This window comes from Bacteroides sp. NSJ-48 (genome assembly GCF_014287405.1).
Taxonomy (GTDB): domain Bacteria; phylum Bacteroidota; class Bacteroidia; order Bacteroidales; family Bacteroidaceae; genus Bacteroides; species Bacteroides stercoris.
In genome coordinates this window covers 23,704-44,154 of record NZ_JACOOD010000036.1, presented here as the reverse complement: position 1 = coordinate 44,154, position 20,451 = coordinate 23,704, and the positions used below count along the sequence as shown (strand labels likewise).

General features: G+C 45.9%; 20 protein-coding genes and 2 pseudogenes. 7 read left to right on the top strand and 15 right to left on the bottom strand.

Annotated elements, in window-relative coordinates:
* A pseudogene (locus H8S52_RS14960) lies at positions 1–404 on the top strand (transposase); the annotation flags it as partial.
* Here H8S52_RS14960 and H8S52_RS14955 read toward each other — a convergent pair.
* The 4 genes and pseudogenes from H8S52_RS14955 to H8S52_RS14940 all read right to left on the bottom strand — a co-directional run bounded on the left by H8S52_RS14955 (position 391) and on the right by H8S52_RS14940 (position 2,263).
* Positions 391–1,044: pseudogene (locus tag H8S52_RS14955) on the bottom strand (hypothetical protein). The pseudogenes H8S52_RS14960 and H8S52_RS14955 sit on opposite strands and share 14 nt — an antisense overlap.
* Positions 1,045–1,318: 274 nt before the next feature.
* Positions 1,319–1,603: a hypothetical protein gene (locus H8S52_RS14950; protein ID WP_016661280.1), complete on the bottom strand. Its 285-nt coding sequence runs from the start codon at positions 1,601–1,603 to the stop codon at positions 1,319–1,321.
* Positions 1,600–1,965, bottom strand: a complete 366-nt coding sequence (locus tag H8S52_RS14945) for a type II toxin-antitoxin system HigA family antitoxin (protein ID WP_005847002.1) — start codon at positions 1,963–1,965, stop codon at positions 1,600–1,602. The genes H8S52_RS14950 and H8S52_RS14945 overlap by 4 nt, the downstream gene beginning before the upstream one ends.
* Positions 1,966–1,969: 4 nt before the next feature.
* A complete protein-coding gene (locus H8S52_RS14940) occupies positions 1,970–2,263 on the bottom strand; it encodes a type II toxin-antitoxin system HigB family toxin (protein ID WP_186910126.1) in 294 nt (97 codons plus the stop codon).
* 440 nt (positions 2,264–2,703) lie between these two features.
* Between H8S52_RS14940 and H8S52_RS14935 the strand changes: the two genes are divergently transcribed.
* The 6 genes from H8S52_RS14935 to H8S52_RS14910 all read left to right on the top strand — a co-directional run bounded on the left by H8S52_RS14935 (position 2,704) and on the right by H8S52_RS14910 (position 8,433).
* The gene (locus tag H8S52_RS14935) at positions 2,704–2,937 is read left to right on the top strand and encodes a hypothetical protein (RefSeq protein WP_022104194.1); all 234 of its coding nucleotides are present in this window, start codon (positions 2,704–2,706) and stop codon (positions 2,935–2,937) included.
* Between the two features lie 68 nt (positions 2,938–3,005).
* Entirely contained in the window at positions 3,006–3,530 is a 525-nt protein-coding gene (locus tag H8S52_RS14930; protein ID WP_186910125.1) for a hypothetical protein, read from the top strand.
* Positions 3,531–3,813: 283 nt separating this feature from the next.
* Positions 3,814–4,851, top strand: a complete 1,038-nt coding sequence (gene mltG, locus H8S52_RS14925) for an endolytic transglycosylase MltG (protein ID WP_186910128.1) — start codon at positions 3,814–3,816, stop codon at positions 4,849–4,851.
* 77 nt (positions 4,852–4,928) lie between these two features.
* Complete coding sequence (locus H8S52_RS14920; protein WP_186910124.1) at positions 4,929–6,521, top strand: thiamine pyrophosphate-dependent enzyme; 1,593 nt, start codon at positions 4,929–4,931, stop codon at positions 6,519–6,521.
* 4 nt (positions 6,522–6,525) lie between these two features.
* Positions 6,526–7,107 (top strand): indolepyruvate oxidoreductase subunit beta, encoded by a 582-nt coding sequence (locus tag H8S52_RS14915; RefSeq protein WP_186910123.1) that lies wholly within the window; start codon positions 6,526–6,528, stop codon positions 7,105–7,107.
* 18 nt (positions 7,108–7,125) lie between these two features.
* Positions 7,126–8,433, top strand: coding sequence for a phenylacetate--CoA ligase family protein (locus H8S52_RS14910; protein WP_186910122.1), 1,308 nt, complete (start codon positions 7,126–7,128; stop codon positions 8,431–8,433).
* A gap of 646 nt (positions 8,434–9,079) precedes the next feature.
* Here H8S52_RS14910 and rplT read toward each other — a convergent pair.
* The 11 genes from rplT to cysD all read right to left on the bottom strand — a co-directional run bounded on the left by rplT (position 9,080) and on the right by cysD (position 20,448).
* Complete coding sequence (gene rplT, locus H8S52_RS14905; protein WP_004289896.1) at positions 9,080–9,430, bottom strand: 50S ribosomal protein L20; 351 nt, start codon at positions 9,428–9,430, stop codon at positions 9,080–9,082.
* 101 nt (positions 9,431–9,531) lie between these two features.
* The gene (gene rpmI, locus H8S52_RS14900; protein ID WP_005655002.1) at positions 9,532–9,729 is read right to left on the bottom strand and encodes a 50S ribosomal protein L35; all 198 of its coding nucleotides are present in this window, start codon (positions 9,727–9,729) and stop codon (positions 9,532–9,534) included.
* A 65-nt stretch (positions 9,730–9,794) separates the two neighbouring features.
* On the bottom strand, positions 9,795–10,385 hold the full coding sequence (gene infC / locus H8S52_RS14895) for a translation initiation factor IF-3 (RefSeq protein WP_186910121.1): 591 nt from the start codon (positions 10,383–10,385) through the stop codon (positions 9,795–9,797).
* 119 nt (positions 10,386–10,504) lie between these two features.
* Positions 10,505–12,445 (bottom strand): threonine--tRNA ligase, encoded by a 1,941-nt coding sequence (gene thrS / locus H8S52_RS14890; protein ID WP_005655000.1) that lies wholly within the window; start codon positions 12,443–12,445, stop codon positions 10,505–10,507.
* 79 nt (positions 12,446–12,524) lie between these two features.
* On the bottom strand, positions 12,525–14,570 hold the full coding sequence (locus H8S52_RS14885) for a tetratricopeptide repeat protein (protein WP_186910120.1): 2,046 nt from the start codon (positions 14,568–14,570) through the stop codon (positions 12,525–12,527).
* Between the two features lie 117 nt (positions 14,571–14,687).
* Positions 14,688–15,242: a peptide deformylase gene (gene def, locus H8S52_RS14880; RefSeq protein WP_186910119.1), complete on the bottom strand. Its 555-nt coding sequence runs from the start codon at positions 15,240–15,242 to the stop codon at positions 14,688–14,690.
* Between the two features lie 38 nt (positions 15,243–15,280).
* A complete protein-coding gene (ruvX, locus tag H8S52_RS14875; RefSeq protein ID WP_022104186.1) occupies positions 15,281–15,706 on the bottom strand; it encodes a Holliday junction resolvase RuvX in 426 nt (141 codons plus the stop codon).
* Positions 15,707–15,850: 144 nt separating this feature from the next.
* Positions 15,851–16,816 carry a PCMD domain-containing protein gene (locus tag H8S52_RS14870; protein ID WP_005654994.1) on the bottom strand — a complete coding sequence of 322 codons (966 nt, stop codon included), beginning with the start codon at positions 16,814–16,816 and terminating at the stop codon, positions 15,851–15,853.
* A gap of 22 nt (positions 16,817–16,838) precedes the next feature.
* Positions 16,839–17,945, bottom strand: coding sequence for a sulfotransferase (locus H8S52_RS14865; protein ID WP_186910118.1), 1,107 nt, complete (start codon positions 17,943–17,945; stop codon positions 16,839–16,841).
* Between the two features lie 97 nt (positions 17,946–18,042).
* The gene (gene cysN / locus H8S52_RS14860) at positions 18,043–19,503 is read right to left on the bottom strand and encodes a sulfate adenylyltransferase subunit CysN (protein WP_005654991.1); all 1,461 of its coding nucleotides are present in this window, start codon (positions 19,501–19,503) and stop codon (positions 18,043–18,045) included.
* 33 nt (positions 19,504–19,536) lie between these two features.
* The gene (cysD, locus tag H8S52_RS14855; RefSeq protein WP_005654990.1) at positions 19,537–20,448 is read right to left on the bottom strand and encodes a sulfate adenylyltransferase subunit CysD; all 912 of its coding nucleotides are present in this window, start codon (positions 20,446–20,448) and stop codon (positions 19,537–19,539) included.
* Positions 20,449–20,451 lie beyond the last annotated feature (3 nt).

Below are 20,451 nucleotides of genomic sequence, written 5' to 3'. Positions count from 1 at the left end.
GTCAGGTGTGAAGGCTGTCCCCTGCGATGCCGCTGTTTTAAAGCAAAAGGAAACAGGACGATAGAACTGAATCATAGGCTTAGACAATACAAGCGGAGAGCCAAAGAACTGCTCTGCTCAGAGAAAGGACTGAAACACAGAGGGCAGAGATGCATAGAACCGGAAGCCGTGTTCGGACAAATTAAAAACAATATGAACTACAAACGTTCCGACATTTTGGAAAGGACAAGGTCTTCATGGACTTTGCCTTCCTAGCCATTGCCTTCAATATAAAAAAGATGTGTGCAAAACTGACAAAAGAAGGTATGAACTGGCTGATTGGATGGTTTTATGAGCTTACTGTCGCTTTATTTAGATGCTGGAGACACATAAATCAAAGAAATCTTCGAATTATCGCAGCTTGAAGAAAATAAACCGATTTATATAGTGATAAACAAGAAAGAAGGTGCATCGTGCATTACGACACACCTTCGTCTCATTCTCCAGTTCTTTTTTTGCTGTATCTGGAGGAACTACACCCTTAAAGCCATCATTCGCAAACTCCTGCTTCAAGTCCTTGAAGTATGCGTCCAAGTCCTCATCGTCCTTAATGGCGCATCGTTTGGCCTAGTTTTCGAGAATACCATACTCCTTTGCCTTTGCCAAAATCTGCTGGCTACGTGTTGCTTGAGCCTTTTCCGCTTCAAACTGTGTTAGCTTATCAGAAAGGTTCTTGTTGGAGTCAATTAAAGCTTGCGCCCATGCAGACACATCGTCTTTATTCTCTTCCGTTTTGGTGGTTGTGGTAGTCTCGATTGGCTTACCGTCTTTAAGGTTATGTTTCTTCTCGTAGTTGGAAACTGCGGTCTTGGAAGCATCCCCAGCACAGAAATCACCATAGGAATTAAGCACGTCCGAAAAACCGATACCCTCAACAATAGAGTTTACTTTTGTCTCGTCCGTTACACCCTCTGCCTTTTTGGTGGCAATGCGGGTAAGAATAGCAGTGTCCACCCCAACGAATTTCTGTTGTAGCCCTGCTAAGATTTGTTCTAAGATTGTCATACCGTATGAATTTGCTTTATAAACTTCTACGGCAAATTTCGCTATTAATAAGCTGTGTAAGAAATTATCAGATAGATGATACACGACAATCGTTTTATTGTCGTAAAATGGTATAAAAAAAGGCGTGAAACCGAATGGAATCACGCCTAATATGATTAGATGATATATTATAAATTCACTTCAAGTTCTTTTCCTATTAAGGCAAAGTATATATTTTGAAGCTGATAAAGATAGGTTATGGGCTTTTCAAATAATACGTTCTCTTCATTCGTTTTTATAAACTTGGAGTATCAAAATAGGAACGAATAAACTCGATATTATTGACACTATATATATAGCCCTTTGAGTCTGAATACAATTCTGTAAAACCGCACTTCAAAAGTAATTCCTCTGTAAGAAGTATAGGCTCAAGAAGATGATAATCATATTGGTTATGATTCCCCTTTATACTTACCAAATAATTGTTAATAGCAAAAATCTCTCCAATTACAGTTTCTTTTCCACTATCATTTTTAGGGAAAACATAGTTTCCAATTCTTAATTCCTTAACATCTATCATACACCTAACACTATATTAGCATCAATATTTAGCTTTCGGCTTATCTCACGAGCAACTTTCAAAGTTGGTTCACATTTACCGGATATATAATCACTTAGCCGTGAAGGGCTGACACCAACCAACTTTGCAAGTGATTTTTGATTAAGCCCCATTTCGTACATACGAAGTTTAAGAACATCCACAAGTGTTGGTTCTCCCAATGCAAAATGTTCTTCGGAATAATCAGCAACCAAATTAGAAAGAAGTTCCAATTCTATACTATTTGGGTCATTCAAAGGAGTATCATCTTTCACTAATGGAAGAAGTTCCTCTACTCTTTTCACCGCCCATTCATATTGAGCTTGATTTTCTATCTTTGTCATAATCCTAAATATTAGCGCAATCTATTCTATCATATTCTTTATGAGTACCAATAAAGCGAATATACACAAACTGAATAGCAAATTTAATCACTACTACCAAACGATAGTTATTGCCTTTGATATTGAAAACATAGTGTTGATTACCTACATTATCAACGCTATTAAACGTTTTCTTAATATCGGCAAAACAGGTCCACTTGCTTCTTTTCACAATGGTAGTCCATTCTTGCAAAGCGACCTTTGAATCGGGATGGTTCTCTGCATATTCTTTTAATGCTTGTTCGGTAAATATTCTCATTGGTTACTCAATTATCGTGTGACAAAAATATATATATAATTCTATAATTCAAAATTATATTCTAATATTTACAATTTAAAAAGCAAAAAAATAGCGGCAACTCCAAAGAGTCACCACTAATTATTCTATTTCTCTTGTTACAAAATTATAAATCCCTTTATTCCCACACATCATAATAGAACAGATGGCATTTACCTGCAAAAGGAGTGGCTAACTGAAGCAGATAGCTTTTTATATGCTCACAAACATATTTCAAAGCAGACTTATCTCCTTAATTATCCGACAGTTCAAAAAGAACTCCACTGTGCAAAACGTATCAATAAGCAGGGCATTTTACTCATGTATGATACTCAAAAACATTTTCGTAATTTGCCAAACACAATATTTATTTCTACATTTGAATTTTAACTAATTACACAATATCACCAAAATGTAAGTATATGAGAAAATTATTATTCGCCATGTTGGCATGTACAATTACACTTGCCTTTGCATCATGCAGAGAAAAAAAGGCTAAAGACAAGGTTAAAGACCGTGTAGAAAATGTAAAGGAATCTGTTGAGGAAGCCCTCGAAGAGGCGCAGGACCAAATTGAAGAGGGAGCGGATGAGGTAAAGAAGGCTTTGGATGAAGCCGGCGATGAAATTGAAAAAGCCAAAGAAAAACTGGAATAGAAGTTGCCGGGAAACTGTCCAAATATTCGCACAGTAAGGAACAGAACTCCATTTAACTTAGAAACATTATGAAAAAGATTAATTTGCTACTGCTTTTTCTCCTGCTTGCATGCGCTTTGCCTGCCCAGGATGGCATTTCCGTCTTTATCGGCAGAGCTAACCGCTACGCATCTGTGGAACTCTCTGATTACAGAAAGCACCTATGTCTGGAATATAATATTTCAAACCATTCCTTAGACGATTACTACAGACGCTGTGGCAATGACTGGGGAAATGTGGGAATTGCACTTGAGATAGCCAAGACTTCAGGAAAAAATATGCGTGATGTATGCGACTATTACAAGCGGTATCATCGTTACGGATGGAACCGTATCCTTGTGGAGATTGGCATAAAGCCGGGAAGTATATATTATAACCCTTTCTATAACAGAGTCCATCACCACAGTGACTGCTGGCATGAATACTATAATTCATACTGTGAACGCCATGACAAATTCCACCATAAGAAACACAAATACAAAAAGCCGAAAAAACACCACAAGAGACATTGTCGACACTACGATGACGATGATGATGACGACGATGACGATTAATCGGGATTTGAAATCCAAGTGCTGAAACATCCGAAGAGAATGTGTGTGTGTCAAAACTAAAATCCGCTTACTATTTGTTTCTTTGTTTAGGCACGGATTACGCGGAAAACACGGATTTCACGGAAAAAGAATAAAGAAAATCCGTGTTTTCCGTATCTAAAAGAAATCGTCAAGTATATATTGACACATCCCCCTCTTCCTGTCATGAATAAAACAAGGGAAGCATTCTCTTTATTCCTAAATCTTGCTAACTTTGCCCGACTCAAAAACAATCAAGATTATGATGGAAAAAAAGAAAAAAAGAATCCTTTTCGGAGCACTGGCGATTATTCTTTTCATAGGCATTGCAAGTGCGGGTACAATGTATTACTACCTGTTCACTCCGCAATTTCATCCGCAAAAGACAGTTTATATCTACATCGACCGTGACGATACGACAGACTCCATATACAATAAGATAAAAGCACAAGGAAAGCCCAATAGTTTCAACGGTTTCAAATGGATGTCCCAATGGCGCGATTACTCCGACAACATCCACACCGGGCGCTATGCGATACGTCCCGGCGAGAACGTTTACCATGTATTCAACCGTTTCTACAGAGGATACCAATCCCCCATGAACCTGACCATCGGAAGCGTACGCACTTTGGACAGGCTGGCGCGTAACGTAGGGAAACAACTGATGATTGATTCCGCCGAAATAGCCGGAGTGATAAATGACTCTCTGTTCCAGCAACGGCTGGGATACAGCAAAGCGACAATAGCCTGCCTTTTCATACCCGAAACCTACCAAGTATATTGGAACATGAGCGTAGAGGATTTCCTCGAACGGATGCAGAAAGAACATCAGAAGTTCTGGAATCGGGAACGGCTCAATAAAGCGAAAGCCATCGGCATGACACAGGAGGAGGTATGCACCCTCGCTTCCATCGTTGAAGAGGAAACAAACAATAACCAGGAAAAGCCCATGATTGCCGGCCTGTACATCAACCGTATCCACGCCGGCATGCCGCTGCAAGCCGACCCTACCATCAAGTTTGCCCTGCAAGACTTCAGCCTGCGCCGTATTGCCAATGCACACCTCACCATCGATTCGCCCTACAACACCTACCGCAACCTCGGCCTGCCCCCCGGTCCTATCCGCATTCCCACCCCTATAGGTATAGACGCAGTCCTGAATTACACCAGACACAATTACATTTATATGTGCGCCAAAGAAGATTTTTCAGGAACCCATAATTTTGCAGCCAACTACGCCGAACACATGAAAAATGCCAGGAAATATTGGAAGGCGTTAAACGAAAGAAAGATTTTCAACTAATATCATAATAAAACAAAAGCAAAAAGCTATATTTGCGATTGTTACTAAAACCATGATTAACACTTAAACACTAAAAAATGAGCAAACAACTCTTACTTGGCGATGAAGCCATTGCACAGGCTGCATTAGACGCCGGCCTATCCGGTGTGTACGCCTACCCGGGTACTCCTTCGACGGAGATTACCGAATATATCCAGACAGCAGCGATTACTACCGAAAAAGGTATCCACAACCGCTGGTGTTCCAACGAGAAAACTGCCATGGAAGCAGCTTTGGGAATGTCGTTCGCAGGAAAACGTTCACTGGTCTGCATGAAACATGTAGGCATGAATGTGGCTGCCGACTGCTTTATCAACTCCGCCGTGACCGGCGTTAAAGGCGGCATCATTGTCGTTGCAGCCGACGACCCCAGCATGCATTCGTCACAAAACGAACAAGACAGCCGCTTCTACGGTGACTTTGCATTGATTCCGATGTACGAACCGAGCAACCAGCAAGAAGCCTACGACATGGTTTACAACGGATTTGCCTTTTCCGAACAAACCGGCGAACCGCTGCTGATGCGTATGGTCACCCGGCTGGCGCATTCCCGTTCCGGCGTAGAACGCAAGGCGCAACAGCCCCAAAACGGGGTTTCTTTCAGTGACGACCCGCGCCAGTTCATCCTGCTCCCCGGCAACGCCCGCAAACGCTACAAACTTCTGTTGCAGCATCAGGACGATTTTGTCAAAGCCTCGGAAAACTCACCTTATAACAAGTACATAGACGGTCCCAACAAAAAACTGGGCATCATAGCCTGCGGCATCGGTTATAACTACCTTATGGAGAACTATCCCGAAGGCTGCGAATTTCCGGTATTGAAAATCGGCCAGTACCCGCTTCCCAAGAAACAACTGATGCAGCTTGTAGAAGCCTGCGACGAAATACTCGTACTAGAAGACGGACAACCGTTTGTAGAAAAACAACTGAAAGGTTGCCTCGGCATCGGCGTAAAAGTCAAAGGACGCCTGGACGGCACACTGTCGCAGGACGGAGAATTGAATCCGGACAGCGTAGCACGCGCCGTAGGCAAAGAGAACAAAGCAGAATTCGCTGTTCCCTCACTCGTCGAAATGCGCCCGCCAGCCTTGTGCGAAGGTTGCGGACACCGCGATATGTACACCGTGCTGACCGAAGTGCTTCGGACAGAATACCCCAGCCACAAGGTATTCAGCGACATCGGCTGCTACACCTTAGGAGCCAACGCTCCTTTCAACGCCATTGATTCCTGCGTAGACATGGGAGCCTCCATTACAATGGCAAAAGGCGCCTCAGATGCCGGAGTCCATCCTGCGGTTGCCGTTATCGGCGACTCCACCTTCACCCACTCCGGCATGACAGGCCTGCTGGACTGCGTAAACGAAAACGCCAACGTCACCATCGTCATCTCCGACAACGAAACCACAGCCATGACCGGCGGACAGGATTCAGCCGGAACCGGCCGTCTCGAAGCTATCTGTGCAGGTATCGGCGTAGCGCCCGAACATATCCGCGTAGTAGTTCCATTGAAGAAGAACTACGAGGAAATGAGGCAGATAATCCGCGAAGAAATCGAATACCGCGGAGTATCCGTCATTATTCCCCGCAGAGAATGCATTCAAACTTTAGCACGTAAGAAACGAAACAAGTAAAGCCATGAAAAAAGACATTATACTTTCCGGCGTAGGCGGACAAGGCATCCTCTCTATCGCTACCGTAATCGGGCAGGCAGCCCTTAAAGACGGATTATACATGAAACAGGCCGAAGTACACGGTATGAGCCAGCGAGGCGGAGACGTACAGTCCAACCTCCGCGTCAGCGACCGGCCTATCGCTTCCGACCTCATCCCTACAGGCAAATGCGACCTTATCATATCGCTGGAACCCATGGAAGCGCTGCGCTATCTTCCCTACCTCAATCCCGAAGGCTGGCTGGTAACGAACGAAGCCCCTTTCATCAATATCCCCCACTATCCTGCCGAAGAAGCTCTCAAAGCCGAACTTGACAAGCTTCCTCACAAGATTGTACTGAACGTGAACGAAGTAGCCAAAGAAGTGGGCTCTCCCCGCGTTGCCAACATCGTGTTGCTGGGAGCTACCATTCCGTTCCTCGGCATTGATTATCAGAAGGTACAGGACAGCATCCGCGACATCTTCCAACGTAAAGGCGAAGCCATCGTAGAGCTGAACCTCAAGGCCTTGGTTGCCGGTAAGGAAATTGCAGAAAACCTGATGTAAATCAAAATACCAATAACCATGAATGACAAATACTGGGAAGAAGAGATAGAAACCATGCCGCGTGAGGAGTTGCACGAGCTGCAACTCCGACGGCTTAGGAAGACAATCGGCATTGCAGCAAATTCCCCCTATTACAAACAAGTTTTTCAAAAGCACGGCATTACGGCAGACAGCATCCGGTCGATAGAAGACATCCGGAAAATCCCGTTTACCACCAAAGCGGACATGCGCGCCAACTACCCCTTCGGACTTGTGGCCGGCAATATGCGCGAGGACGGTGTACGCATCCACTCTTCCAGCGGAACCACGGGAACGCCCACCGTCATCGTCCACTCCCGGCACGATCTGGAGTCCTGGGCCAACCTTGTAGCACGTTGCCTATACGCAGTAGGCATACGAAAGACCGATGTTTTTCAAAACAGTTCCGGCTATGGCATGTTCACCGGAGGATTAGGTTTCCAATACGGAGCCGAGCGCCTGGGAGCACTGACCGTACCCGCCGCTGCCGGTAACAGCAAGCGGCAAATCAAGTTCATCACAGACTTCAAAACCACCGCCTTACATGCCATTCCCAGCTATGCCATACGCCTGGCGGAAGTATTTCAGGAAGAAGGTATCGACCCGGCATCGACTACTCTGAAAACCCTCGTCATCGGAGCAGAACCTCATACGGACGAACAGCGCAGGAAGATTGAGCGGATACTAGGTGTCAAAGCCTACAACAGTTTCGGCATGACCGAAATGAACGGTCCCGGCGTTGCCTTTGAGTGTACCGAACAAAACGGCATGCACCTTTGGGAAGATTGCTATCTGGTTGAAATCATCAATCCGGAAATCGGCGAACCGGTTCCCGACGGTGAGATTGGAGAGCTGGTCCTGACTACCCTCGACCGTGAAATGATGCCGTTGATACGCTACCGCACACGCGACCTTACCCGCATACTTCCGGATACATGCCCCTGCGGACGTACGCATCTGCGCATCGACCGTATCAAGGGCCGCAGCGACGACATGTTTATCATCAAAGGTGTCAACATCTTCCCCATGCAGGTGGAAAAGGTATTAGTGCAATTCCCCGAACTGGGCAGCAACTACCTCATTACTCTGGAAACCATCAGCAATCAAGATGAAATGATTGTGGAAGTAGAACTCAGCGACTTATCCACCGACAACTATATAGAACTGGAGAAAGTACGCAAAGCTATTTCCCGCCGACTGAAAGATGAAATCCTTGTCACTCCTAAAGTGAAACTGGTCAAGAAAGGCTCCCTGCCTCAAAGCGAAGGCAAAGCCGTCAGGGTAAAAGACTTGCGGGATAACAAATAATATTCTACCGATATGTGTCAGCCTCAACCGTTAACGAAGCCGTACCATATCGGTAAATATCCCTGCATTATACTTCCGAAACTCCCGGAATTTACTTCCCAAACACCGGGCATTCCAACCTAAAACTTCAGGTATTTCGGGAGTAAACACCTGGAGTTAAACAAGCAAAAGCCTGGACTTTCCCCCTCACTGCAACCAATCCGTTTTTTACTGAACTATCTGATCTTCAAGAAGCAAAACCGTAAAATAACGGCAAAAGAAAAAGGAACGGTAGTCAACCAAGATTACCGTTCCTCTTTTATAGAAAGCCGCACCGATGATGTGATGAAACTCCGTATGACATGATTTGAGTGCTCGTCCTCTTTGTAATCCACCGACTCAAGAGTTACCCCGAAGGGCGTGGCCCGCCATTGAGAACTGAAGCTTGTCTCGGTATTTCATTAGAATTGATGAGTTTCCCGATCCAATCAATGCGGCTATTTTTTCTACTTCAAAGGTAGTGAGTTTCTACGAAAGAAACAAGAAAAACAAGAAAATTGTTTGCCTGTATCTGATGTTTTCACATTTCCACAATACTGTCAAAAACAAAAAGCGCCGATTACGTATTCGTAATCAGCGCCTTGCAGGTTTATTCTTTTACCCCGGCTTATGCAGCTTTTGCTTTAGCTACAATGGCCTTGAAAGCTTCCGGATGATTCATTGCTAAATCAGCCAAAACCTTACGGTTGATTTCGATACCAGCTTTGTGCAGAGCACCCATCAGTTTGGAATAAGACATACCTTCCAGACGTGCAGCAGCGTTGATACGTTGAATCCACAAAGCGCGGAAGTTTCTTTTCTTATTCTTACGGTCACGGAACGCATAAGTCAAACCTTTTTCCCAAGTATTCTTGGCAACGGTCCAAACGTTCTTTCTTGCACCAAAGTAACCTCTGGTCAATTTCAAAATTTTCTTTCTTCTTGCTTTAGAAGCAACATGATTTACTGATCTTGGCATAGTTTTACTTGTTTTTGAATGTTAGCGCCGATACTTCACGCAACGGACTTAAAGCTAATGCATTCGGTTAATAACTTTAATAATACTTCGTACGCTTTTGATTACTTCATAGCTAAGAGTTCCTTAACCTGGCTCATATTCGTTATATCAACGGTTGTAGAGTAACACAGATTTCTCTTTTGCTTCTTGGTTTTCTTAGTCAGAATGTGACTGTGAAAAGCGTGCTTTCTTTTGATTTTACCTGTTCCGGTAAGAGTAAATCTCTTTTTAGAACCGGAGTTAGTCTTCATCTTTGGCATCTTACTTATTTTTAAATTATTTAATTATATGGCAACGCACTATACCTGCGGCGTTACTCATTTCTTTAGTCTTCGCTTTTGTCTTCGGCCGTAGCTGCTGCCGGCTTCGGTGCGGCAGGCTTTTTCGGAGCTGCGCCTTTCTTCGGAGAAAGCTGAATAATCATTCTTTTTCCTTCCAGAACCGGCATCTGGTCTACTTTTGCATAGTCTTCCAAATCATTGGCAAAACGCAGCAGCAATACTTCACCTTGCTCCTTGAACAGAATTGAACGACCCTTGAAGAACACATATGCCTTCACCTTATCGCCATCTTCCAAAAAGCCTTTGGCATGTTTCAGTTTAAAGTTATAGTCATGGTCGTCTGTCTGAGGACCGAAACGTATTTCCTTCACATTTACCTTAACCTGCTTCGCCTTCTGCTCCTTCTGACGCTTCTTTAACTGATAAAGAAATTTAGAGTAATCAATAATACGACAAACAGGGGGTTGTGCATTCGGAGAAATCTCCACGAGATCTGCTTCCATTTCCTCGGCCATTTTCAAGGCCTGAGCTATCGGATATACTTTAGGTTCCACCTCATCGCCCACAATGCGGACTTCTTTGGCACGGATTTGCTCATTAATCCGATGTTGCCCTTTTAAGCTGTCATTCTTCATTAAATAACGTTTACTTCCAGTTTGTTTCTTGTTTATTACTACCAAATTATTTTTTTGTTAAGTAAAAGCGGTCTTTAGAACATCGTATGTATGCTATGCTTTTACAATTGGGCGCAAAGTTACCATTTATTTATCATATTTTGAACTTCTTCGTTCACTTTTTTAGCAAAATCTTCAAATTTCATGGTTCCCTGGTCGCCTTCGCCTTGCTTGCGGACGGAAACTTCTCTGTTTTCAGCTTCTTTCTCGCCAACAATCAGCATGTACGGAATACGCTTCATTTCGTTGTCACGAATCTTACGTCCGATTTTTTCGTTACGCTCATCCACAATGGCACGGACATCGTATCTCTTCAGGTAGTCTTTCACTTCCTGAGCATAATCATTGAACTTCTCGCTGATAGGCAGGATAGCCACCTGATCCGGAGTCAGCCACAACGGGAACTTGCCGGCAGTATGCTCAATAAGCACGGCTACGAAACGCTCCATAGAACCGAACGGAGCACGGTGAATCATTACCGGACGGTGCTTTTGATTGTCGGCTCCCGTATATTCCAGTTGGAAACGTTCGGGCAGGTTGTAATCTACCTGAATGGTACCCAACTGCCAACGGCGGCCGATAGCATCCTTAACCATAAAGTCCAGTTTAGGACCGTAGAAAGCAGCTTCACCATATTCCACTCTGGCTTTCAGTCCCTTTTCTTCACAAGCCTCGATAATAGCCTGTTCTGCCTTCTCCCAGTTCTCATCGCTACCGATATACTTCTCACGGTTCACCTTGTCGCGCAGAGAAATCTGTGCTTCAAAGTTCTCGAAGTGCATAGACTGGAATACGATTGAGATAATGTCCATTACGCGCAGGAACTCATCCTTCACCTGATCGGGACGGCAGAAGATGTGCGCGTCGTCTTGCGTAAAGCTGCGTACACGGGTCAAGCCGTGAAGCTCACCGCTCTGCTCGTAACGGCAAACCGTACCGAACTCCGCCAGACGCAAAGGCAGGTCTTTATAAGAACGGGGTGAGTTCTTGTAAATCATACAGTGATGAGGACAGTTCATCGGTTTGAGGAAGTACTCTTCACCTTCTTCCGGCGTATGAATAGGCTGGAACGAGTCCTTACCATACTTGGCATAGTGTCCGGAAGTGATGTACAGCAGCTTGTTGCCGATAGGCGGACACATTACTTCCTGATAGTCGTAACGGGCCTGAATGCGGCGCAAGAACTCCTGCAGGCGGATACGCAATGCAGCACCTTTCGGCAACCACATCGGAAGTCCCTTGCCTACCGTATCGGAGAACATGAACAAGTCCATCTCCTTGCCGATTTTACGGTGGTCGCGCTTCTTGGCCTCTTCCAGCAATACGAGATACTCATCCAGCATTTTCTTCTTCGGGAAAGTGATACCGTAGATACGTGTCATCATCTTGCGGTCTTCCTGTCCCCGCCAGTAAGCACCGGCAACGGAAGTCAGCTTGATAGCCTTGATAGGCGCGGTAGTCATCAGGTGAGGACCACGGCACAAGTCGGTAAACGCACCCTGCGTATACGTAGTGATGTGACCGTCTTCCAGTTCGGAAATCAGCTCACATTTATAAGTTTCGCCGCGATCGCCGAACATCTTCAAGGCATCCGTCTTTGAAATGCTCTCTCTGACAACCGCTTCTTTCTTGGCTGCCAGTTCCGCCATTTTCTTTTCGATAGCGGGCAGGTCGGCTTCCTTGATAGCAGTCTCTCCCGGATCCACATCGTAATAGAAACCGTTCTCAATGGCCGGACCGATACCGAACTGTATGCCCGGATACAACTCCTGCAAAGCTTCCGCCAGCAAGTGGGCGCTGGTATGCCAGAAGGCATGCTTGCCTTGTTCGTCTTCCCATTTATAGAGAACCACTTCAGCGTCCTCACTGATAGGACGCCCCAAATCATAAACTTCTCCGTTCACGCCACAAGCCAGTACATCTTGTGCCAAACGTGAACTAATGCTTTCTGCTATTTGCAGTCCTGTTACTCCTTCGTTGTATTCGCGAACGGAGCCGTCTGGAAATGTTATCTTTATCATAATGCTATGTATAATTCAATTTTCAGAACGCAAAAATAGCTAATTCTTTATTGATATTCTATTTTTTAGCAAAAAAATGTTACTGCTGCGTATTCGTAAAACGCTTGATAATATTGTAAGCGGAAACGATACCCAATTCGCCTGCCTTGCTCAAATCAGAAATCCCCTGTCTGTTATTGCCCAGGAAGATATGCGTCAGGCCACGGTTGAAATAGGCTTCGGCAAAGTCGGGATTCAGTCCGATTGCCTTGTCGTAATCCGCCAATGCCGCACGGTAATCTTTCAGCAGCGACAATACATTGCCGCGGTTATAATAACCGTAAACAAAATCGGGCGCCAATTGGATGACATGATCCAAATCATTTTTCACAATATCGTAATCCATTGCCGTTACTTCCGCCTTCTTTACTTCTTGCGCACCGGAAACGGCACCCTCGTTCATGCCGGCTTCCGCTTTCTTGTACTCCAACTGCTTGTAGCGCACCAAAGCACGCATGAAGTATGCCGGGAAGAAAGTATCATCCAGCAGGATACTCTGCGTAAAATCGTCTATGGAACTTGCAAAGTCCTGCACCAGATAGAAATCCAAACCGCGCATAAACCGCTTTCCGGCATTTTTTTCGTCTGCTACAATATCCGATGTATGGGCGTCTATCAATGCGAAGTGGAAACGTACCTGCTCTTCTGTCAGAGGCGACTCCATATTGGTGATGCGCAACGGTTTGGGGAACAGTTTGGAGTGATTCAACTCGTCTATATACTTGTGATAATGCACAATACGTTTTACGTCGCTCAGCTTCTCATAATAGGTCAGCGCATACATAGGTTCGAGCTTGATAGTCACGTTACGGTCTTGCACACGGCCGCGGTAGTCGCTCTTATAACGCTGTTCCACTTCCGAATCATCCGCAATCACAATCTTGCGGTAGTTCTCCATATTCTTGTCGGACTTCTTACGGGTCTTGCCGTCATCCTTTCCGGAGTTGCCGTCCGTATTATCCGCCACATCCTTGTCATTGCCGCCGGTTGTCACGCCGTTGCGCTTGTCGAGCTGCATCTTCATAAGCTTGAACTCATCCTGCTCGGCTCCCTTGCGGTCGCCAATCTTCTTGCGGGCCTCGGCACGATGGTAGTAACCCGCCGTGAAGTTGGGATACTCTTCTATCACTTTGGAGTAGTCGCTGATAGCGCCGCGGTAATCGCCCGTTTGTGCACGCAGCAAACCACGGTTGAAAGTTGCCATCATATTGTCCGGCTCCATCTTCAACACAAAGTCGAAATCTTCTATCGCACGGTTATCGTCACCTACCTGTGCACGCAGCAGTCCCCGGTTATAGTGGCCGAGGAAGTTATTGGGGTCAATATCCAGCGCCAGGTCATAGTCGCTCATCGCACCTCTCAGGTTATTCTGATGGAAACGCGCCAAAGCCCGGTTTATGTAGTTGCCCGAATTACGTGCGCTCAGGTGTATCGCCTGGTCCAAATCCTTTTCAGCTTCCTTGTAGTCAAACTGCTGAAGACGGACAATGGCACGGGCAGCCCAGCCGTCGGGGTCGTAACGGTCCATATCAATGGCCTTATCAAAATCCTTCAAGGCCTGTATCGTATCGTTCTGCTTGAGATTGACCTCACCGCGCATCAGGTACGCACGCGTATAGCGGGGAGCTATGGCGAGCAACTTGCCCAAATCCTCTTTGGCAGCATTGAAATCCTCTTTCTGCATATGACAAAGAGAGAGGTTATGCCAAAGTACAACATTCTCCGGGTCGTACTTCAAAGCCGTTTTGTAGTCCTCTACCGCACCGTCGAACTTATCCTGACGGATACGTGCCAAACCTCTTATCTGATAAGCGCCTACAACAAAAGGATTGCGCTGAATAGCCAGATCGCAATCCGCTTCCGCTCCCTGAAAATCGTCCAGGTTGATTTTTGCCAGCGCACGGAAGAAATAAGGCTCGTATAAATAAGGCTTCGCGTTGATTACCTGATTGAAATATTGGATAGACAGCACGTAGTCCTCGAAATACAATGCGTTGCGGGCAATGGTCATCACCCGTTCCGTATTGATTTGCGCATATAACAACGTGGGCAATAACAGAATTGCCAGCAATATCTTTTTTATCATCTTGTCTTATAAATGCTTGTAAACAAAACAAAAGTAGCGTTTATTCATTTACATATCAGGATATACCGAAGACTTTTTATATTTTTTGAGCCTTTTATACCTTATTATATGGTTTGCTTACTTTACGGTTTTCACCTTATAGGTACAGTGTGCCTTACCTTTCAGTATGGCGTTCAGTTTTCCCTTTATCATCTGTCTGCGCAAGGGCGACAGATGGTCGATGAACATCTTACCGTCCAAATGGTCGAACTCATGCTGCATCACACGAGCCAGATAGCCTTCCACAATCTCGTCATGCTCCACCAGGTCCTCGTCCAGGTACTTCACGCGTATCTTATTGCCTCTTTTCACAGATTCGTGAATGCCCGGCAGGCTCAGGCAGCCTTCTTCCATAGATACCTCTTCGCCCGATACTTCGAGGATATGCGCATTGATATATGCCTTACGGAAACCTTTATATTCGGGATAATCTTCCGACAATACATCCAGGTCTACAACCACCACACGGATAGGCAAACCGATTTGCGGCGCTGCAAGTCCCACGCCATCGGCATGGTCCATGGTTTCGAACATATTCTGAATCAGTTCTTTCAGGTTCGAATAATCAGGAGTAATGTCCTCCGCTACTTTTCTCAATACGGGTTGTCCGTATACATAAACAGGTAAAATCATTTCTTTAATTTATGAATTATGAATTATTTCCCAAACATTTATAAAGAGGAGAAGCGCCTGTTCTCCAGATAAGTCTGCAGGATAATAGTCGCGCTGATTTCGTCCACCAACGCCTTGTTCTGCCTGTCTTTCTTTTTCAGTCCGGCTTCCAGCATGGTGCGGTGCGCCAAGACCGAAGTAAACCGCTCGTCCACATACTCTACCGGCATATCGGGCAACCGCTTTTGCAAGGAACGCACAAACGGCTCTATCCGTTTCATGTTCTCGGAAGCTTCGTTATTCATCTGCTTCGGCAGTCCGACAAGTATCCGCTCTACCGGTTCTTTCGCCACATAGTCCGTGATAAAGGCGAGCAGTTCGTGGGTAGGCACAGTGGTAAGCCCGTTGGCAATCATCTGCAACGTGTCGCTGACGGCTATGCCCGTACGTTTTTTACCGTAATCAATAGCTATTATTCTACTCATAATGGGCTACAAAATTACGATTTATATTTGAACTCTTTTTCATACGCATCAAAAAAGATTTTGCCTATGGTGAAAATCCCGTCTGATATATCAAACAAGTTTTTCGCCATAGGCAAAATTACACATGCCGGTATAGGAACGAAATCAATATACCAACTTCACATTATCTACATAGAACGAATTGCCCGGAGAACCGATATATGCCCCGCCATGGCTGGATGTAAACTGCAACTGGATATGTGTGGGGATATCATCTTCCGTTCCCCATGCCACTTCCTTGATAGGCACGCTTTCGCCCTTACTGTTCACCGCATAGCGTTCCTGCACTTGCAGGCGCATCATGTGCGCCTTGTATTCGGGGTTGCCCGTTATATCGCCATACATAATGGAATAAGTGGCATTGTTGCGCCAGTCGTCCGTTGTAGTGTAATAACGCACCACTACCGTACCCACGCGTTTGGCATAGATATTTCCGTCTTTGTCCTCCCAGCGTTTCTGCAAAAAGAGGTTCATTTCGGGGAAATCCTTTCCTTCCACATCGGTTATCTTGCTGAAACCGGTGGCATGAACACGTTTTTCACGGTCGGACATCTTCACCTTATAGTCAAACTGAATGGCAATAGGTTTCTTGGTGAACGGGATGCCCGAGTTCAGTATCTTCTGCGGATTCTTCGTCCCCTTGATGGGTTCGTGTACATCGCCCAAAAATATGGAACCGGCAGCCAGCACCGTAATGTCCACAATGCCGAACACCTTTACGCTTTCCATACGGGTGTCCATACGGGCACAGAAGCCGTCGCCCCGCTTCTCCGGAAATACCGAAGTATTGGTTTTGGTGATGCCTGCCACACGCGCCATCACGTTGGAAGTAGCCCACGGGGAACCGCCCATATTCTTATACGGCTTGTTTTCACGGATAGTTGCCGTAGGACCGATAGCATACACATTTTTGGTAGCACCGCCGATAATTCCCGATTCTTTAATCTGGCGGTCAATCCATTGATCCATATTTCCGAAAGGAATCATCTCAACCTTATGCTGTGCCGATACTGCTACGCAGCAAAGCATTGCGGACAGCAAACTCAACATTCGAAGTCTTTTACGAATCATTTCTCTATTCTCCTACAATCAGTTAAAGTTCATAATTCCACTGCTTCAGCGCAAAGCCCCAGTTGTCCTGAACCAGTTGCACCGTGCGGTCGTCATATTTATATTTATTCTTCTTATAACCTTTCTTACCGCCTACATACTGCTCGATGGCAGTGCGGGCATCCGCAAAACCGGGTATGGACAGCGCATCGTAGATGTGCTCCGTCATTCCCATAGCATCGGCTTCGAAGTCCTCGAACTTCACTTCAATCAGATTACCCGCCGGAATGCTTGCCTTGTCCGCCTCGTACTTATGATAAAGTTTGGCATAGACAGACAGGATGTTCTGCTCCAGTTCCGCAGGAGTAATATCCTGAAGCTTCAACGGCTGGATAGTATTCGTGAAGAAACTGCGCGTGCTCTCGAACACCGTATAAGGATTACGCATCAGGTAGATGAACTTGGCATTGGGGAACATCTTTACCAGTTCCTTCACACGTCCGGTATGCGGCGGGTTCTTGCTGAGAAACTGCGTACCGTGCGTATTCCACAAGGAAATCTTGATGAGTTTGGTAAATGTTTTCTCAAACACCTTCAACTCCGCCTCGCTTATATCGTCGAACAACAGATACTTGTCGGCATACTCCTGCTGATGCTTGGGCAAGAACCAGAAGTTATAATAGGTATAAGGCATCATGTTCGCCAACGCAAACTCTTCCTCCTGCGGCAGGTCTACCGCCAGCTCCATATTGTCCGTGGGACGCTTGTCGGGCATCAGCCAGCTCATGTTTTTCTTGAAGAAAGGCTGTCCCCACATCATCAGATGCGGAAATACGGTCTGATACGTTGTGTTATAGCCGAAATGCTTGTCGCAAGAGAACACATTATGCACGAAAGTTGTTCCGCTACGCCAGTGACCGAGGATAAATACAGGGTCGTGCTCCAGCGGTTTGTCCGCCAACAGCTTCTCATAGCGTTTATCCTGCAAGGGAGCCAATATGGAAAGCATGCGGCAAACGGCTTTTGTCAACCGGAATTTACCTTTGTACGCGGCATCTATTTCACGTCCCTTTGTAATGGCGTTGAACGTTTTCCAGTCTGCACCGACCAGTGTGTTAATCGGCAGTTTGTTGAATTCTAATAAACCCATTCTTGTTTAATTGAGAATTGTAAGTTGAGGATTGCGGAACAGCCTTTCGGGCCAGTCCGCAATTCTCATCCGACTCTTATTTTTTAATGTTTAATTTTCATTTCTTAATAATCACTGCCACTCCCTGACGTTCCAGTTCTTTGACGGCTTTCTCTACAGCTTCGTAATGCTCGGGAGCGATGCCCAGCTTCGGCAAGTCAAGAACAGGGAGTTCTTCGGATACATGCATATCCTTATCTTCCACGCGGTCGATAATCATACCAACGGCGCTGGTATTGTTGGTTATCGGGTCTATCAGGATGAAAGAACCGGTGGCTTTGTTGGTCTGATAAGGGTCAAAGAAGAGTTCCTTGGCAGTAGTCAACACTACGCGGGCAATCTGGTTCAACTGCATCGGCAGGGTCTCTTTCGTCAACCGGCCGTTGTCAAGGGAGAGTTTCTCCATTGTATTGACATCTACCTTATACTTGATATTGTCAATACGCGTACGGCTCAAATTGGTAGTTTGCTTGATGAAGAACGATTTGTTTACATCCATCGGTTCCTCGTCCATCCACACTACCATGGCTTCGAAGTTACGCTCCATCATCGGAAGATTGTCGGGATGTACCAGCATCTCTCCGCGTGATACGTCAATCTCGTCTTCGAGCGTCAAGGTAACGGACTGCGGCGGGAAAGCATAATCCAATTCCCCGTCATAGGTCACGATGCTCTTGACGCGGGACTTCTTTCCGGACGGCAATGCCATCACTTCATCTCCCTTGCGGATAATACCTGAAGCCACCTTGCCGCAGAAACCACGGAAGTCGAGGTTGGGACGCAACACATACTGTACCGGGAAGCGGAAATCCTTCAGGTTGTGGTCGTTATCAATAGGTACGGTTTCGAGGAAGTCGAGCAAAGAAGTACCGTTGTACCACGGAGTGCGCTCCGACTTCTCCACCACATTGTCGCCGTCAAGCGCAGAAAGCGGGATGCAAGTCACATCGGGGATGCCCAACGGAGCGATAAACTTCTTGTACTCGCCTACAATTTCATTGAAACGCTCTTCGGAAAAGTCCACCAAGTCCATCTTATTGACGGCAAGCACCACATGCTTGATACCCAGCAAAGATACAAGGAAAGTATGGCGGCGCGTCTGCGTGATGACCCCCGTGCGGGCATCTACCAGAATAATCGCCAGATTAGCGGTAGAGCCGCCGGTAATCATGTTACGCGTATACTGTTCGTGTCCCGGAGTGTCGGCAATGATGAACTTACGGTTATTCGTGGAGAAGTAGCGATAGGCCACGTCGATAGTAATGCCCTGCTCACGCTCCGCCTTCAAACCGTCCAGCAGCAAGGCATAGTCGATGTGGTCACCGGCATTACCCATACGTTTGCTGTCGCGCTCCAACGCATCCAACTGGTCTTCATACAATTTCTTACTATCGAACAACAGACGTCCGATAAGCGTGGACTTCCCATCATCCACCGAACCGGCGGTAAGGAAACGAAGCAAATCTTTCTGTTCGTCTTTATCAAGGAAAGCCTTTATATCAAGTCTTGAATCATCCATTTCTTAATTCTCAATTTTTAATTCTTAATTTCATTAGAAGTATCCCTCACGTTTCTTCTGCTCCATACTTGCTTCCTGGTCGAAATCGATAACGCGGGTGGTACGTTCGCTCTTGGTGGTAGTCATCATCTCTTCCACAATCTTCTCGATTGTATCGGCACTACTTTCTACAGCCCCGGTCAGCGGCCAGCAACCCAACGTACGGAAACGTACCATACGCATTTCAATCTTCTCGCGATACTGTTCCGGCAAACGGTCGTCATCAGCCATAATCAGATTGCCGTCAATCTCCACGCAAGGACGTTCCTTGGCAAAATACAAAGGTACGATAGGAATATTCTCCAGACGGATATATTGCCAGATGTCCAGTTCCGTCCAATTGCTCAACGGGAACACACGGATACTTTCTCCCTTATGGACACGCGCATTGTATATGTCCCACAATTCCGGACGCTGATTCTTCGGATCCCACTGGTGGAACTTATCACGGAAAGAGAAGATACGTTCCTTTGCGCGCGACTTCTCTTCATCCCGACGGGCGCCACCGAAAGCCGCATCGAATTTGTATTTATCCAATGCGTGCAGCAGCGCCTGTGTCTTCATCAAGTCCGTATGCACTTTACTGCCATGCGTAAAAGGTCCTACACCTGCTTCAAAAGCTTCCATATTGCTCTCTACAATCAGGTTCCAGCCGTACTTCCGGGCATACTCGTCACGGAATTGAATCATCTCCTTGAACTTCCACTTAGAGTCGATATGCATCAACGGGAAAGGAACCTTACCCGGAGCAAAAGCCTTTTCGGCCAGACGTACCATAACCGATGAGTCCTTGCCGATACTATACAGCATCACCGGATTCTCGAATTCCGCAGCCACTTCGCGGATAATATGAATAGACTCTGCTTCGAGTTCTTTCAAATGGCTCAGTTTATATTCTTCTTTCATGCT

What these genes read in the sequence shown, in the direction of transcription:
- thrS (WP_005655000.1), bottom strand. Translation starts at nt 12,445, where the DNA reads ATGATAAAGATAACATTTCCAGACGGCTCCGTTCGCGAATACAACGAA.
- H8S52_RS14920 (WP_186910124.1), top strand. Translation starts at nt 4,929, where the DNA reads ATGAGCAAACAACTCTTACTTGGCGATGAAGCCATTGCACAGGCTGCA.
- rpmI (WP_005655002.1), bottom strand. Translation starts at nt 9,729, where the DNA reads ATGCCAAAGATGAAGACTAACTCCGGTTCTAAAAAGAGATTTACTCTT.
- infC (WP_186910121.1), bottom strand. Translation starts at nt 10,385, where the DNA reads ATGAAGAATGACAGCTTAAAAGGGCAACATCGGATTAATGAGCAAATC.
- H8S52_RS14865 (WP_186910118.1), bottom strand. Translation starts at nt 17,945, where the DNA reads ATGGGTTTATTAGAATTCAACAAACTGCCGATTAACACACTGGTCGGT.
- H8S52_RS14915 (WP_186910123.1), top strand. Translation starts at nt 6,526, where the DNA reads ATGAAAAAAGACATTATACTTTCCGGCGTAGGCGGACAAGGCATCCTC.
- H8S52_RS14930 (WP_186910125.1), top strand. Translation starts at nt 3,006, where the DNA reads ATGAAAAAGATTAATTTGCTACTGCTTTTTCTCCTGCTTGCATGCGCT.
- cysN (WP_005654991.1), bottom strand. Translation starts at nt 19,503, where the DNA reads ATGGATGATTCAAGACTTGATATAAAGGCTTTCCTTGATAAAGACGAA.
- cysD (WP_005654990.1), bottom strand. Translation starts at nt 20,448, where the DNA reads ATGAAAGAAGAATATAAACTGAGCCATTTGAAAGAACTCGAAGCAGAG.
- def (WP_186910119.1), bottom strand. Translation starts at nt 15,242, where the DNA reads ATGATTTTACCTGTTTATGTATACGGACAACCCGTATTGAGAAAAGTA.
- H8S52_RS14945 (WP_005847002.1), bottom strand. Translation starts at nt 1,965, where the DNA reads ATGACAAAGATAGAAAATCAAGCTCAATATGAATGGGCGGTGAAAAGA.
- H8S52_RS14940 (WP_186910126.1), bottom strand. Translation starts at nt 2,263, where the DNA reads ATGAGAATATTTACCGAACAAGCATTAAAAGAATATGCAGAGAACCAT.
- H8S52_RS14935 (WP_022104194.1), top strand. Translation starts at nt 2,704, where the DNA reads ATGAGAAAATTATTATTCGCCATGTTGGCATGTACAATTACACTTGCC.
- ruvX (WP_022104186.1), bottom strand. Translation starts at nt 15,706, where the DNA reads ATGAGTAGAATAATAGCTATTGATTACGGTAAAAAACGTACGGGCATA.
- mltG (WP_186910128.1), top strand. Translation starts at nt 3,814, where the DNA reads ATGGAAAAAAAGAAAAAAAGAATCCTTTTCGGAGCACTGGCGATTATT.
- rplT (WP_004289896.1), bottom strand. Translation starts at nt 9,430, where the DNA reads ATGCCAAGATCAGTAAATCATGTTGCTTCTAAAGCAAGAAGAAAGAAA.
- H8S52_RS14885 (WP_186910120.1), bottom strand. Translation starts at nt 14,570, where the DNA reads ATGATAAAAAAGATATTGCTGGCAATTCTGTTATTGCCCACGTTGTTA.
- H8S52_RS14870 (WP_005654994.1), bottom strand. Translation starts at nt 16,816, where the DNA reads ATGATTCGTAAAAGACTTCGAATGTTGAGTTTGCTGTCCGCAATGCTT.
- H8S52_RS14950 (WP_016661280.1), bottom strand. Translation starts at nt 1,603, where the DNA reads ATGATAGATGTTAAGGAATTAAGAATTGGAAACTATGTTTTCCCTAAA.
- H8S52_RS14910 (WP_186910122.1), top strand. Translation starts at nt 7,126, where the DNA reads ATGAATGACAAATACTGGGAAGAAGAGATAGAAACCATGCCGCGTGAG.